Origin of the sequence: Micromonospora sp. NPDC049801 (assembly GCF_040656575.1) — a bacterium.
Taxonomy (GTDB): Bacteria; Actinomycetota; Actinomycetes; order Mycobacteriales; family Micromonosporaceae; genus Micromonospora.
The window spans coordinates 92,972-106,773 of sequence record NZ_JBFAMS010000002.1; the positions used below are offsets into that span (position 1 = coordinate 92,972).

Below are 13,802 nucleotides of genomic sequence, written 5' to 3' on the forward strand. Positions count from 1 at the left end.
GGAAGAAGCTAACCCGCCGGCTCGTTAGCCTCCGTCACCGCAGGGGTATGGGAGTCCAGTGGCGATAGTGGAGAAAGTGATCGACGCTCCCCCGCAGCAGGTGTTCGACGTGCTGGCCGACGGGTGGACGTACAGCGACTGGGTGGTCGGTACGGCGCACGTGCGCGACGTGGACGACGCGTGGCCCCGGGTGGGCAGCCAACTGCACCACCGGGCCGGCCCGTGGCCGTTCTCGTTGCAGGACGCCTCGACGGTGCTGGTGTGCGAGCCGCCGCACCGGCTGGTGCTGCGCGCCGGGCTGTGGCCGGCCGGGGAGGCGATCGTCGCGTTCACCCTGGAACCGGTCGACGGGAGCGCCACCCGCGTCCGGCTCGGTGAGGACTTCGCGGCCGGTCCGCTGCGCTGGGTCCGGAACAAGGCCAACGACCTCGTGCTGCACCTGCGCAACCGGGAGACGCTGGCCCGGCTCTCCGACATCGCCACCCGGCAGAGGGGCCCGCAGTGACGCGGACGGTGGTGCGCCGCCGCCCGCGCTGAGCGCGCCGCCACCTGCGGGGGGCCGGACCCACGGGGAGCCTTTTCAATCCGGGTCGGGCAACTGGCTACCCTCTGGGGTAGCCGTGTCCGCAAACCGAGGATGTCCGACATGATCGAGCCCGTCCAGCTGCCGTCGCCGTGGCGAGACGTACACCTGACAGTCGTCGTGCCCACCTACAACGAGGCGGGCAACCTGCCGGCGCTGGTCGAGCGGCTGCTCGCGCTGCCGCTGCCGGGGCTGCGCATCCTCGTCGCCGACGACAACTCCCCCGATGGCACCGGCGAGGTGGCCGACAAGCTGGCCATCGAGTACCCGGAGCGGATCGAGGTGATGCACCGGGCCGGCAAGGAGGGCCTGGGTCGGGCGTACGTCGACGGGATGACCCGGGCGCTCGAGGGCGGGGCCGAGTTCGTGGCGCAGATGGACGCCGACCTGTCGCACCCGCCGGAGGCGCTGCCCGGGATGCTGGGCGCGCTGCTCTCCACCCAGGCGGGCGTGGTGATCGGTTCCCGGTACGTGCCGGGCGGCGAGCTGGACGAGAACTGGCCGCTGTACCGCCGCGCGCTCAGCGGCTGGGCGAACCTCTACGTGCACACGCTGCTGCGGGTGCGCATCCGCGACCTGACCGCCGGCTTCAAGATCTGGCGGGCCGACGCGCTGAAGGACATCGGCCTGCACCGGGTGCAGTCCAACGGCTACAGCTTCCAGGTGGAGATGCACTACCTGGCCACCAAGCTGGGGCACACCATCCTGGAGGTCCCGATCCGCTTCGAGGAGCGGCGTGACGGCGTCTCCAAGATGACCACCGCGACCAAGGTCGAGAGCGCCCTGATGCCGTTCCGCCTACGCAGCAAGCACCGCAACATCACCCCCTGACCCCCCCTAACCCCCTCCCCCTCCCCCTCTCCCCTCCCTCCCCCCGCGTCGATCAAGAGGTTTGCGTCAGAATCCGGCCCGCCGGTGACGCAAACCTCTTGATCACCGCGTCAGGTGGGGGGGTAGATCGCTCGGTGGGCTGTGGTTACGGCCGCCTTGTAGGCGGTGCCGGTTAGGGCGCGGTCGCGGGCCAGGGCCGCGCGGGCCGCGTTCGCGCCCGGCGCGCCGTGCACCCCACCGCCCGGGTGCGCCGACGAACTGGCCAGGAAGAGCCGGTCCACCGGGGTGTCCGCGCGGCCCAGGCCGGGGATCGGGCGCAGGAACAACTGTTGGTACGCGGCGGCGGTGCCCCCGCCCAGCGCGCCACCGACCAGGCTCGGATCGCCCTTCTCCAGGTCGGCCGGTCCGGCCACGTGCCGGCCCACGATGAGCTGCCGGAAACCCGGGGCCGCCGCTTCGAGCACGTCCTCCATACGCTGCACGTGTTCGGCGATGTCCTCGGCCCGCCAGTTCCGCCGGAACGGCAGGTGGGTGTACGACCAGAGCGACTCGGTGCCCGGCGGCGAGTGGCTGGGGTCGGCCACGGACATCTGCCCGACCAGCAGGAACGGGTCGCGGGGCAGTTCACCCCGGGCCAGCTCGCCGGCGTAGCGGGTCAGCCCGTCGAGGTCCGCGCCGAGGTGCACCGTGCCGGCCCCGGCGATCGCCCGGTTGGTCCACGGGACGGGGGCGGAGAGCGCCCAGTCCACCTTCAGCGTCGAGCCGTCCCACCGGAAGTGCGCCAGGTCCTCCACGAGCCGCGACGGCAGGACCGCCGCACCGACGAGGTCGAGGTAGAGGGCGGGCGCCGGCACGTCGGCGAGGACCGCCCGCCGGGCCCGCCACAGCGTGCCGCCCTCGGTGCGTACGCCCATCGCCCGGCCGCGCGCGGTGAGCACCCGGTCGACGCGCGCGCCGTACAGGATGCGGCCGCCGCGTTCGGCGAGGCGGTCCACCAACGCGTCGGTGATCCGCCGCGCGCCGCCGTCGGGCACCGGCCAGCCGACCTGCTGGCCGAGCATGGCCAGCAGCCAGCCGTACACGCCGGAGCCGGCCTCCTCGGGGGACAGGTCGGTGTGCAGGGCGCATCCGGCGAGCAGCGCCGGGCCCCCCTCGCCGTCGAACAGCTCGTCGCCGAGTTTGCGCACCGGCACCACGAGTCGGCGGGCCAGCCGCAGCGCTCCCGCGACCCGCAGCCGGCGCAGCAGACCCAGTCCGCCGCGTACCGGCGGGAACGGCGTGGTGATCGCGGTCAACATCGGCTCGGCCACCTCGAGCCAGTCCGTGTACGCGTTCAGCCAGCGCTTCCCGTCCCCGGGGGCGAACTGTTCCAACGAGGCGGCCGTGGCGTCCGGGTCCCGGTTGATCACCGCGGCCCGCCCGTCGGGCAGCAGGTGCGCCAGTACGTCCGGGGCGTGCCGCCAGGACAACCCGTGGCGGCCCAGGTCGAGGCCGTTGAGCACGGGCGAGGCGTACCCGAGGGGGTAGAACGAGCTGTAGAGGTCGCTCAGATAGCCCGGCGCGGTCACCTCGGCCGACTGGACGGCGCCGCCGGGTACGGCGGTCGCTTCCAGCACGACCACGTCCCACCCGGCGTCGGCCAGCAGGTTCGCCGCGACCAGGCCGTTGTGCCCGGCGCCGATGACGACGGCGTCCGCGCCCTGCGCGCCGGTGGTAGTCATCCGACCCGCCTACCCGGGGCGCAACCGGGCGAAACGCGTTTGTCTCGCCGGGACCCGGGCATCCAGCGCCGCATGTACACGGTTGCGCAGCTGGTGGGCGGGGTGTGGGGCGCGGGCGGGTCCGGCGGCGAGCTGGTCGTGTGTGATCCGGCGGACGGCGAACCGGTCACCTCGGCGCCGGTCGCCACGGCCGACGAGGTCGGCAAGGCGGCCCAGGCGGCACGCGAGGCGGCCGACGAGTGGGCGGCGACCGCGCCGGCCGAGCGGGCGGCGACCCTGCACCGGGCCGCGGACGCGGTCGCGGCGCTCACCGACGAGCTGGCGGCGGCGGTCACCGCGGAGATGGGCAAGCCACTCGCGGACGCCCGCGGCGGCGTCGAGGCGGGCATCGGCACCCTGCGACAGTACGCGGAACTCGCGCCGCTGCGCGGCGGACGGACGTTGCACGGCGCGACCGACGCGGTGGACTTCATGACTCCACAGCCGCGCGGCGTGGTCGCCGCGATCACCCCCTGGAACGACCCGGTGGCGGTCTCGTGCGGGCTGCTCGGCGCGGCCCTGGTCACCGGCAACGTGGTGCTCTACAAGCCGAGCGAGCGGACGCCCGCGACGGGTTGGCTGCTGGCCCGGGCCCTGGACGGGGCGTTGCCGGCGGGCGTGCTGTCCCTGCTCACCGGCGGCCCGGAGGTCGGCGCGGCGCTGGCCGCGCAGGACGTGGACGTGATCGCGCACGTCGGGTCCACCGCCACCGGGCGCAAGATCGCCGCCGCCGCTGCCGGCACCGGCGCGAAGGTGCTGCTGGAGAACGGCGGCAGCGACCCGCTCATCGTCGACGCGGGTGTCGACCCCGAGTGGGCGGCGGAACAGGCCGCGCTCGGCGCGTTCGCCAACGCCGGGCAGATCTGCGTCGCGGTGGAGCGGATCTACGTACATCGCGACCTGGCCGACGACTTCGTGGCGGCGCTGGTGCGCCGGGCCGACGCGTTGCGGGTCGGGCCGGGGCGCGACCCGGGCACCGAGTTGGGCCCGCTCGTCGACCGGCGGCACCGCGACCACGTGCACGGACAGGTGACGGCGGCGGTGGCGGCCGGCGCGCGGGTACGCACCGGCGGGGAGCTGCCGGACGGACCGGGCGCGTACTACCCGGCCACCGTGGTCGCCGACTGCCGGCACGACATGGCGTTGGTACGCGAGGAGACGTTCGGGCCGGTCGCCCCGGTGGTGGTGGTCGATTCGTTCGACGAGGCGCTGACCTGTGCGGCGGACTCCCCGTACGGGCTGGCGGCCACGGTGCTGACCGCGTCGATGAGCCACGCGCAGCGGGCCTGGCGGGAGCTGCCGGTGGGCACCGTGAAGGTCAACGCGGTGTTCGGTGGGGCGCCGGGCGGAGCCGCGCATCCGCGCCGGTCCAGCGGGCAGGGCTTCGGCTACGGCCCGGAGCTGCTGGACGAGTTCACGGCCACGAAGGCGGTGCACATCGAGGCGCCCGGCGGCGGGCGGTGGTGAGCGGTCAAAGCGGCACGGGGCGGACGCAGGGGTGGCGCGTCCGCCCCGTGCCACGCTGCGCGTGGGTCAGTCGCCGCGAGCCTTGCGGGTCGCCCGGTCGTTGGCCTTCTCGATGGCCGTGACCAGCTCCGACTTGGTCATGCTGGACCGGCCCGGCACGTCCAGCTTGCGGGCCACCGACATCAGGTGGTCCTTGCTGGCGTTGGCGTCCACCCCACCGGCGGTGGGGGCACGCCGCTCGGGGCCTCCACCGGCGGCCTGGCGGTCGCTCGGGCCCTTACGACCCTTGGGCTCCCAGTGGTCGCCCACCTTCTCGAACTGGTGCTTCACCGCCGCGAAGGCGGTACGGTGCGACCGCTCGCCCTCGCCGTAGGTCTCCACCGCCGAGTCGTGGGTCTTCTCCCAGGTGCGCTGCGCCTTGTCCGAGGAGCGTCGCAGCGTGCTGGGCATGTCCTCGCGCGCGGGCATCTCGTCCTCCTGATGCATCGACAGAGTCACTGTGTCCGTTCCCCGCGAGCGCGGCGGCAAACCCTAGCGGCGTCGGCGGGCCGCCGAGCGGGTTTGTCGATTTCCCGCCCTGGGTACCGGCCGGTCCAGGCCAGACCGGACGACCGGTCATCCGGTGGCCGGGGCACAGGGAGCGGGCATGACGACCACGGATCCCGGCACGACACTCACCGGTTCGGGGATTCCCCGGCGGATCCGGCAACTGAGCTGGCGGACGTGGCGCGGGGTGCTGGTCCGCAGCGTGCAGAACTTCGTGAACGACAACTGCTCGGACTGGGCCGCCGCGCTCACCTACTACGGGGTGCTGGCGCTCTTTCCGTCCGCCATCGTGGTGGTGGCCCTGGTCGGCCTGGTCTCCTCGGGCGAGCGGACCCTCGACACGGTTGTCGACCTGGCCAAGCAGGTGGGTGCCGGTTCGGTGGTGGCCGACGACGACGGCGGCGTGGTCGGGGTGATCCGCTCGGTGGTCGTCCAGCAGAGCAACGCCAAGGTGCTGCTGAGCTTCGGTCTGCTCGGCGCGCTGTGGTCCGCGTCGGGCTTCATCGGTGCGTTCACCCGCGCCTCCAACGCCATCTACGGGGTGACCGAGGGCAGGCCGGTCTGGCGGCTGCGGCCGTTGCAGATCGGCCTGGCCGCCGTGACGCTGGTGCTGCTCGCGGTGGTCGCCCTCGCTCTGATCGTCAGCGGCCCGGTCACCGACGCGGTCGGCGACCTGATCAACGCCGGTGGTCTGGCGCGAACGGTGTGGAGCGTCGCGAAGTGGCCGGTGCTCGCCCTGGTGATGATGGTGCTGCTGTCCCTGCTGTTCTGGATCGCCCCGAACGTGCGCCAACCCCGTTTCCGCTGGCTCACCCCCGGCGGCGCGGTGGCCCTGCTCTCCTGGGCGGTGGTGTCCTTCGGTTTCGGCTTCTACGTCGCGAACTTCGCCACCTATCAGACGACCTACGGCAGCCTGGGCGCGGCCATCGCGTTCCTGGTCTGGCTCTACCTGTCCAACTGCGCCCTGATGCTCGGCGTGCAGATCAACGCCGAGGTGCAGCGCGGCCGGCAGTTGCAGGCGGGCGAGCGGGACGCGGACGATCCGGTGCTGCCGCCACGCAGGCCGGCCGAGGACTGAAAGGGACCGGATGTCCGGCCCGAGGGCCGGTTCGTGACCGGGTGCCGGTTTACCGGGCGGGGTGCCGGGTAGCGCAGAAGGCATGGAGCGTGGCAACAGCAAGCACGGACCGAGGATCGACGAGCAGATGAGCCAGGAGGTCAGCGGCCTCGTGCAGGGGCCGGGCACCGGCGGCTCACGGGTCGACGAGTCCCGGGTGCCCGAGCCGGCCGGTGAGGACCAGCCGGAGACCACCACGGCCCCGGCGGGCGACCTGCGCACCGGCACCCCGCAGGGGATGAGTTCCACGGACGTGGAGCAGCGCAGCCGGCTCGGCCGGTTCATCTCGATGAGCGCGCTGCCCGGCGACCGGTTGGTGCTCATCGCCAGCGCGCGGGAGAACGAGGCGCCCGACGACATCGTGGCGGCGCTGGAACGGCTGCCCGAGGGCACCGAGTACCAGACGGTCTCCGAGGTGTGGGCCGCGCTCGGCCACAAGAACGAGACAACCCGCTGGTAGTGATCGCCCCCCGATCCGACAGACAGCGGCCGAAGGAGGATTGACCGATGAGTGGCGTTACCGAACACGTCGAGGTTTCCGTACCCGTGCGGACCGCGTACGACCAGTGGACGCAGTTCGAGGAGTTCCCCCAGTTCATGGAGGGCGTGCAGGAGGTCCGGCAGCTCTCCGAGACGATGACCCACTGGACGGTGGACATCGCCGGTGTCAAGCGCGAGTTCGACGCCGAGATCACCGAGCAGCTTCCCGACGAGCGGGTCGCGTGGCGTTCGACCGGCGGCACCCAGCAGGCGGGTGTGGTGACCTTCCACCGCCTGGACGAGAGCAAGACCCGGGTCACCCTCCAGCTCGAGTTCGAGCCGCACGGTGTGGTCGAGCAGGCTGGCGACAAGCTCGGCATCGTCGACCGGCGCGCCAAGGGCGACCTGGAGCGGTTCAAGACGTTCATCGAGCGGCGCGGTCAGGAGACCGGCGCCTGGCGTGGCTCGGTGGACCGCCCGCAGCCGTGATCGGGCGTACGCGATCAACGATGGCCGCCGGTTTCCCGGCGGCCATCGTCGTGTTCCGGGCCGCGGCGCACCTGTTTGCGATCATCGCGCCCGGGTACCGCTGATGGCATGACGGACGACAGGGTGTGGCGGGACGAGGAGCGGCTGCCGCTGGAGGAGTTGGAGCGCGCCGTGGCGGGTTCCAGCATCGACGGGCAGGCTGACGACGTGACCGGCAACGACGCCGGCGAGGAGGCCGCCTTCGGGCACGGGCCGGCTGCGGCCGACCGGGGCGGCGAGGCGCCGGGGCGGGAGCCGACCGACCCGGAGCGCGCCTACCGTCCCTCCACGACCGGCCGTACCGGACCGGACAACGGATAGTCCACGCCGGGCGGCCCGGTCCGCCCGGCGTCCCCGGACGACCGGCGGGCGCCCAGCTCGTAGAGCACGATCAGCGCCAGCGCGAGCACCACCAGGGACGGGCCGAGCGCCTGTACCGACACGTTGCTGATCAGCACGCCGAGGCCCGCCGGAACGAGCGCCGCGCCCAGACCGGCGGCACCGATCTGCAACCCGATGGCGCGGTCCGCGTGCGCCGCGCCGACCCGCTCGGCGGTGGTGAGGGTGAGCAGCGGGAACACCGGCGCGGCGGCGAAACCGAGCACGACCAGGCCGAGCACGGCCAACACGGCCGAGCCGGGGACGGCGATCAGCGCCGCGCCGACGGCCATGCCCGCCAGGCTCACCCGCAACACCAGCCGGGGCCCGAGCCGTTCGGCCACCACCCCCTGCACCACCCGGCCGACGAAGAGACTCCCCCAGTACGCGGAGACGCAGCCGCCCGCCACCGCGCCGGTCAGGCCGCGCCCCTGGGTGAGCAGCAGGAACGCCCACAGCCCGGCGGACACCTCGATGGCGACGTACAGCGCGAAGGCCAGTGTCCCCGACCAGACGACCGGCAGCCGCAGGGTGGCCAGGACCGGCACCCGGACCGGCGCGGCGGTGTCGGACGTTTCCGCGTCCGCCCCGGGAGCGGGATCGCGGCGTCGCCACGCGCGTACGGTCAGCGCGAACGCCGTGGCGAGGGCGAGCTGGGCGGCGGCCACGATGCCGTACCCCCACCGCCAGGCCAGTCCGGCGCTCAGCGCCGCTGTCATGATCAGTGGACCGATCGCCACGCCCAGGCCGAAGAAGGCGTGCAGCCAGTTCATGTGGCGCGGACCGAACGCGCCGGCGGCGTACGCGTTGAGCCCGGAGTCGACAGCGCCGGAGCCCAGCCCGAGCAGCAGCGCGCAGCCCACGATCACCGCCAGCCCGGGGCTCAGGGCGTATCCGGTCAGCGCCAGGCTGGCGAGCAGGGTGCTTCCGGCGAGCAGCGCGCCCACGCCGATGCGGGCCAGCGTGAACCCGGCCAGCACGCTGGAGGTGAGGTAGCCGACGGTGCCCGCGGTGAGCAGCAACCCGACGGCCTCGGTCGGGATGCCGAAGTCCGCCCGGATCGACGGCCAGCCGACGCCGAGCAGGCCGTCCGGCAGGCCGAGGCTGACGAACGCGAGGTAGGCCAGCAGGAGCAGCGCGGCGCGGGGTGGCGGGGGCGAGGTGGACATGGGACAGCATCCTGCCGCAGCGCACCGTACCGTCGTCGGAAGGCGCCCGCCCGCTGCGACAAGAAGTGGTGTCCGGACGGTCGAGAAAGCGGACAGCTCAGTCAGAATCGGCCGATCGGGGGACGGCAAACGCGCGTGTTCGCGTAAGAATTTCGGGATGCATCAAGGCTCCGGAATCCTCTCCACGCGTCAGCGCCGCATCGCCTGGCTCGGCTTCCTGCTCGCCGCGCTCCAGGCGCCGGTGTCGGCCCGGCTCGTCTCCGACGACTCGTGGCTGTTCAGCGTCTGCGTCGCGCTGATGGTGGCCACCGTGATCATCGCCGACGACGCCGCCCGTCGTCGGCCCGCCAACGCCCCCAGCGAGTAGAGCGGCCAACCGCACTTCCGGCCAGGGGCGCTCTGCTGGTGCCGCTGGCTGCCCGTTCCTGGTCACCGGCCGGAGCCGCCCTGTGGCAGTTTCGGCCGGCGACGAATCAGACGGGCTCGATCGCAAGGCCGCTGATCTGGTCGTCCTTGATGTCGAACACGAGGGCGAAGGACAGGGGCCCGCCAGGGAAATCACCGTCCCCGGAGGCCACCAGCCGGTCGTGGGCGAACGAGGTCGGCGTGAGCACGACCCTGGGGTCGATCAGGTGCCCCTGGATCCACTCGCGGATCTCGGCCTCGCCGGTCCAGGTCTGCCCGTCATCGCGCACGGTGGCCCCGTCGCCGAAGACCGCGGCCAGCTCGTTCGCATCGTGCGCGTTGGTCGCCGTGATGAAGTGATCGACGGCCTTGGGCAGAGTGATGTCGTTCATTTCTTCTCTCCAGTCTTCTCGGGTGCCAGGACGCGGGCGCGTCCTGGTGTGTGACAGGCTCAGAAGTCCGCTCCACGGGAGAGCTTCTCGTTCGCGCGCAGCTCCGCGAGCGCGTTCTCGTGCATCGCGACAACGGCGTCGTAGCCGGAGTTGCCGAGCACGATCCGCTTCGGCGGGACGGGTGCGTTCAAGGCGCTGATCACGGCCTGCACTCCACGAACGGGGTCTCCCGCCTGCTTTCCGTTGTGGTCCACGAACGCCGCCCGGACGCCCTCGACCATCGGCAGGTAGGCGTCGACGGTCTCGTTGACGTCCTCGTTCTGGAAGTAGGCGAAGGCCTTGGTGCGGAACGCTCCCGGCTCCACGACGAGCACGCGCACGCCGAACGGCTCGACTTCCTGGCGCAGTGTCTCCGACAGTCCTTCGATCGCGAACTTCGCCGCCGCGTAGTAGCCGAACCCCAGCGCGCCGACGAGGCCTGCCACCGACGACATGTTCACGATCCAACCGTCGCCGCGTGCCCGCATACCGGGCAGGACGGCGCGTACCACCTCGACCACGGCGAACAGGTTGAGGTCGAACGTGCGGCGGATCGTCTCGTCGGGGGCACCCTCGATCGAGCCGTACCAGCCACGGCCCGCGCTGTTGACGAGCACGTCGATCCCGCCGAACCGCTCCTCGGCCGCCCTGACCGCCGCACGCACCTGGTCGGCATCGGTGACGTCGAGCTGCAGGACCAGCACCCGGTCGCCGTAGGACTCAGCCCACTCCCGCAGCTCAGCAGGCCGACGCGCGGTCACCACCACCTGATCGCCCTGCTCCAGGGCAGCCTCGGCATAGACGAGGCCGAACCCGCCGGGCGTCCCACCCGTGATGAACCAAGTCCTCATGGACTTCTCCTTTCGCTATAGCGAGCAATGTAGCGCTACATGAGCTAATGTAGCAACTATGCAGAACGCACGAGATCGACTCCTGCTCGCCGCGGCGGAACTGCTGGAGAGCGGCGGCACGGTGTCCACCAGGGCGGTGTGCGACCGCGCCGGCGTGCAGGCCCCGACGCTGTACCACCACTTCGGCAGCAAGCAGGGCCTGATCGACGCCGTGGCGAGCCACGGCTTCACCCAGTACACGGCGATCGAGAACTCTGGCGACCCGCTGAACGACCTGCGCGAGGGCTGGGACAGACACGTACAGTTCGGGCTGGAGCACCCGTCGTTCTACGGGCTGCTCTACGGCCGCGCAGAGCCGGGAAGGCCCTGCGCCGTCACCGCTCCCGCGCACGCCGCGTTGCGCGACCGGTTGACCGCCGCCCGGGGCCGACTCAAGGTGCCGGCGGCCGATGCCGCCGAACAGGTGTTGGCCGCCAACGTCGGCATCACGCTCACCTTGATCAGCCAGCCAGAGCCGGATCTCGAGCTGTCCGGACGTGTCCGCGAGGCCGCGCTGGCCGGAGTCCTGCGCATGGCCCCCACCGACGCCCCCGCGACTCGTGCGAGCGCCGCGCTGACGCTACGTGCGCTGGTCGGCGACGACCCGGGCGACCTCACCCCCGGCGAACACGCGCTGCTCGGCGAGCTCCTGGACCGCCTGGCCCGTTAGGCCGTGTCTTCGAAGGATCTTGGTGGAGAATGATGTAGGGCGGCCTTCGATGGCCTGGGACGAACTCTGGCGTTCCGACCGCCACGCCATGCGACCGACGGTGACAACACCCCGGTGAGTGTGATGCCGGTGAGTCATCTAGATGACTCACCGGCATCACGCTCACCAGCACGACCGCCGCCGCTCAGCGCCCCGGCCCCGACCGTCCACCCCGACCGCCGGCGGCTCGACGCGGGCCAACCACGGCTCCAACGCCCCCACCGTGCCGGCGAACGTCGTCGCCGGGACGGCGACGAACAGCCTCGCGACCACCTCGGTCTCGCCCGGCTCGATCTTCAGCGTGCGGTCGGGGGTAAGGCTGGTGCCGTGGGTCGCGCCCTCCCAGCCCAGGTCCTGGCTGGCCCGGTCGATCACCAGCCGAAGCGGCGCAACAGTCCGGCGGCCAGGGCCACGAACGCTCCTTGTGAATGACGGGGACCGGCCCATCAGGCCCCATCATTCGCGTCCGCCAGTCCAGTGTCAGTCCGGGCGGGCCTCGTGCCCCGGCTGGCCCCGGGTGCGGCGGCGCTCCTTCATCTCCGCCTCGTAGAGGTGTCGCCGCCCGCCCACCAGTTCGTCGCGGGCCTGCTGGTCCAGCTCCCGGAACAGCGCGTGGTAGCCGTCGTCGAAGTCCTCGACGATCTGGAAGGTCCACCGGCCGGCGATCACGTTGCGGCCCAGCAGCTCGGTGTCGATCCGCTCGGCGATCCGGTGGTGCCCGGCCGCGCGGAACGTCTCGATCGCGTCGTCGAGCATCAGGTCGGCGTGCCCGATGAGCTGGTGCAGCGAGTAGAGGTGTCCGCGGGCCCGTTCGACGCACTCCAACGCCTCGCTGAGCTTGCCCAGCGCGGCGACCGTCTCGTCGCTCACCCCGGCCGGCCGCCGGTGCTGCTCGTCCGGCCCATCCGCCCGCTGCCCCATCGCCGCTCCCACACTCTGCGCCGTCCTGCGTCGTCCAGTGCCTGGTGCCCCGTCTGTGCCGGATCAACCCTCGCGGCCAGCGTCGCTCGTCCGGTGGCACAACCCACAAGCACCGAGCGGCCGAGGTCGGTCGATCACCGGTCGGTTAGCCTCGGTCACCATGCGTGTGCCGTTCAACCGGGTCGCCTCCCCGACCGCCGTCGAGTCGGCGCGGTCCACCCTGGCCGCCCTCACCGTCACCGTGGGCACCGCCGGCCTCGCGGCCGCCGCCGCGCGTCCCGGGCTGCTGGCGCTGGTCGACCAGCACGCCGCCGCCGTCCGCGACAGCCTGGACGGTGACCGCCGGCCGTTGACGGCCGCGGCGCTCGCCGGCTACGCCGAGGGGGTACGCGACGCCGCCCTGGAGCACGGGTGGGCCCCACCGCGCGGGTCGGTGGACTGGAGCGCGCCGGAGTGGCCGCTGGCCCGGCTGGTCGCCGTCTGCGCGCTGGCCCGCTCGCTCGACCGTTCCTGAGCACGCGGAGGGCGCCCACGCGAGCCGCGTGGACGCCCTCCCTCGCACGATCACGCCCCGTTACGGGCGGTACTGCTGGGTTTCGTCGGCCGCTCCGGACTGGTACGTACCACGTCCGCCGGCCACCGTCGACTGCTCGTCGACCCGGGGCATGGCCTGGGTCCGGTCGCCGCCACGGTCGGCCATCTGCCGCTCCATGTCGCCGCGCCCCGCCGAGGCGGCCCGCCGGTGCTCCTGCACCGCCTGGGCTTCCCGGGCGGCCCGGTCCAGCCAGCCGTCCCAGCGGTTCTGCATCGGCTTGACCAGGCCACCGCCGACGCCGACGATCAGGATGCCGGCGACCGTTGCGAGGACCGCGATCAACACCGGAGTGGTGACCGTGGTGGCGATACCCACCTGGTTCAGGGCGGCGATCACGCCGAGCGCGATGATGAAGATCGCCGTCAGGTCCGCCAGGACCTTGCCGTACGAGAGTCCGCCCAGCGCCCCGGTGACCAGATCCCGGACGGCGTTGGCGATGGCGGCCGCGACCACCACGATGACGATCGCGATGAACGCGCGCGGCAGCCAGGCCACCACACCGCGGATCAGGTCACTGATCGCGTTGGGCCCCCAGACTCCGAAGGCGAACTGCAGGGTGAACAGCAGGACGGCGTAGTACGCCAACCTGGCCAGGATGTCGCTGGCGTCGTACTTCGTTCTCTCAAGTGCCCGTTTGATGCCTCCGCGTTCTACCGCTTCGTCGAAGCGCACCCGTTCCAGCACCGCATCCACGATCTTGAGGACCGCTCTGGCGATAAGCCAGCCGACCACGAGGATGACGATGAAGGCCACTGCCTTCGGGATGAAGAGCAGCACCGACCTCCAGGTGTCGGCGATGGCGTCGCCGATGTCGGCCTGCCGCACCGCGAGGGTTTTCAGCATGATGTCCCTCCTGTCGCGTGGACTGCGCCGGGCGCATACCCGGCCACCGGTACGGCAGTCCGGGCGGCTCACTGCCATTTTTCCGACAAGTCGACAAACAGGGGCCTTGACCTGCCCGAACAGCAACCGCGCCGGGGGTGTCGGCGACC

At 72.2% G+C, this 13,802-nt stretch carries 17 protein-coding genes and 1 pseudogene; 10 read left to right on the forward strand and 8 right to left on the reverse strand.

Annotated features, from left to right (window positions below; translation table 11 throughout):
• The first annotated feature begins 58 nt into the window (after positions 1-58).
• Both AB0I89_RS03890 and AB0I89_RS03895 read left to right on the forward strand, forming a co-directional pair.
• Entirely contained in the window at positions 59-505 is a 447-nt protein-coding gene (locus tag AB0I89_RS03890) for an SRPBCC family protein (RefSeq protein WP_357119722.1), read from the forward strand.
• A gap of 141 nt (positions 506-646) precedes the next feature.
• Positions 647-1,414, forward strand: coding sequence for a polyprenol monophosphomannose synthase (locus tag AB0I89_RS03895; protein WP_355053415.1), 768 nt, complete (start codon positions 647-649; stop codon positions 1,412-1,414).
• A gap of 110 nt (positions 1,415-1,524) precedes the next feature.
• On the opposite strand, the gene AB0I89_RS03900 is transcribed toward AB0I89_RS03895, so the two are convergent.
• Positions 1,525-3,135: an NAD(P)/FAD-dependent oxidoreductase gene (locus tag AB0I89_RS03900; protein ID WP_357119725.1), complete on the reverse strand. Its 1,611-nt coding sequence runs from the start codon at positions 3,133-3,135 to the stop codon at positions 1,525-1,527.
• A gap of 72 nt (positions 3,136-3,207) precedes the next feature.
• On the opposite strand from AB0I89_RS03900, the gene AB0I89_RS03905 reads away from it, so the two are divergent.
• The gene (locus AB0I89_RS03905) at positions 3,208-4,641 is read left to right on the forward strand and encodes an aldehyde dehydrogenase family protein (protein WP_357119728.1); all 1,434 of its coding nucleotides are present in this window, start codon (positions 3,208-3,210) and stop codon (positions 4,639-4,641) included.
• A gap of 66 nt (positions 4,642-4,707) precedes the next feature.
• Here the strand turns inward: AB0I89_RS03905 and AB0I89_RS03910 are convergent, their stop codons facing one another.
• Positions 4,708-5,109, reverse strand: coding sequence for a ChaB family protein (locus tag AB0I89_RS03910; RefSeq protein WP_357119731.1), 402 nt, complete (start codon positions 5,107-5,109; stop codon positions 4,708-4,710).
• Positions 5,110-5,287: 178 nt separating this feature from the next.
• Here AB0I89_RS03910 and AB0I89_RS03915 point away from each other — a divergent pair, with 178 nt between their 5' ends.
• From AB0I89_RS03915 to AB0I89_RS03930, 4 genes are all read left to right on the forward strand, one after another.
• Positions 5,288-6,265 (forward strand): YihY/virulence factor BrkB family protein, encoded by a 978-nt coding sequence (locus AB0I89_RS03915; protein WP_357119734.1) that lies wholly within the window; start codon positions 5,288-5,290, stop codon positions 6,263-6,265.
• Between the two features lie 82 nt (positions 6,266-6,347).
• Positions 6,348-6,764, forward strand: coding sequence for a DUF2795 domain-containing protein (locus AB0I89_RS03920; protein ID WP_007458076.1), 417 nt, complete (start codon positions 6,348-6,350; stop codon positions 6,762-6,764).
• 47 nt (positions 6,765-6,811) lie between these two features.
• A complete protein-coding gene (locus AB0I89_RS03925) occupies positions 6,812-7,273 on the forward strand; it encodes an SRPBCC family protein (protein WP_357119737.1) in 462 nt (153 codons plus the stop codon).
• 108 nt (positions 7,274-7,381) lie between these two features.
• A complete protein-coding gene (locus AB0I89_RS03930) occupies positions 7,382-7,633 on the forward strand; it encodes a hypothetical protein (RefSeq protein WP_355053421.1) in 252 nt (83 codons plus the stop codon).
• Here the strand turns inward: AB0I89_RS03930 and AB0I89_RS03935 are convergent.
• A complete protein-coding gene (locus tag AB0I89_RS03935; RefSeq protein WP_357119740.1) occupies positions 7,588-8,859 on the reverse strand; it encodes an MFS transporter in 1,272 nt (423 codons plus the stop codon). The two genes, AB0I89_RS03930 and AB0I89_RS03935, sit on opposite strands and share 46 nt — an antisense overlap.
• 157 nt (positions 8,860-9,016) lie before the next feature.
• Between AB0I89_RS03935 and AB0I89_RS03940 the strand changes: the two genes are divergently transcribed.
• Positions 9,017-9,226 carry a hypothetical protein gene (locus AB0I89_RS03940; protein WP_357119743.1) on the forward strand — a complete coding sequence of 70 codons (210 nt, stop codon included), beginning with the start codon at positions 9,017-9,019 and terminating at the stop codon, positions 9,224-9,226.
• Positions 9,227-9,332: 106 nt separating this feature from the next.
• On the opposite strand, the gene AB0I89_RS03945 is transcribed toward AB0I89_RS03940, so the two are convergent.
• Entirely contained in the window at positions 9,333-9,656 is a 324-nt protein-coding gene (locus tag AB0I89_RS03945) for a nuclear transport factor 2 family protein (protein ID WP_357119746.1), read from the reverse strand.
• Between the two features lie 59 nt (positions 9,657-9,715).
• Positions 9,716-10,546, reverse strand: coding sequence for an SDR family NAD(P)-dependent oxidoreductase (locus tag AB0I89_RS03950; RefSeq protein ID WP_357119749.1), 831 nt, complete (start codon positions 10,544-10,546; stop codon positions 9,716-9,718).
• Positions 10,547-10,604: 58 nt separating this feature from the next.
• Here AB0I89_RS03950 and AB0I89_RS03955 point away from each other — a divergent pair, with 58 nt between their 5' ends.
• Complete coding sequence (locus AB0I89_RS03955; protein ID WP_357119752.1) at positions 10,605-11,255, forward strand: TetR/AcrR family transcriptional regulator; 651 nt, start codon at positions 10,605-10,607, stop codon at positions 11,253-11,255.
• A 222-nt stretch (positions 11,256-11,477) separates the two neighbouring features.
• On the opposite strand, the pseudogene AB0I89_RS03960 reads toward AB0I89_RS03955, so the two are convergent.
• Positions 11,478-11,675 (reverse strand): annotated as a pseudogene (locus AB0I89_RS03960) (hypothetical protein); the annotation flags it as partial.
• Positions 11,676-11,774: 99 nt separating this feature from the next.
• Positions 11,775-12,215, reverse strand: a complete 441-nt coding sequence (locus AB0I89_RS03965) for a hypothetical protein (RefSeq protein ID WP_357119755.1) — start codon at positions 12,213-12,215, stop codon at positions 11,775-11,777.
• A 160-nt stretch (positions 12,216-12,375) separates the two neighbouring features.
• On the opposite strand from AB0I89_RS03965, the gene AB0I89_RS03970 reads away from it, so the two are divergent.
• Positions 12,376-12,729: a DUF6401 family natural product biosynthesis protein gene (locus AB0I89_RS03970; protein WP_357119758.1), complete on the forward strand. Its 354-nt coding sequence runs from the start codon at positions 12,376-12,378 to the stop codon at positions 12,727-12,729.
• A gap of 60 nt (positions 12,730-12,789) precedes the next feature.
• On the opposite strand, the gene AB0I89_RS03975 is transcribed toward AB0I89_RS03970, so the two are convergent.
• Positions 12,790-13,653, reverse strand: coding sequence for a hypothetical protein (locus tag AB0I89_RS03975; RefSeq protein WP_357119761.1), 864 nt, complete (start codon positions 13,651-13,653; stop codon positions 12,790-12,792).
• Between the last annotated feature and the right edge of the window lie 149 nt (positions 13,654-13,802).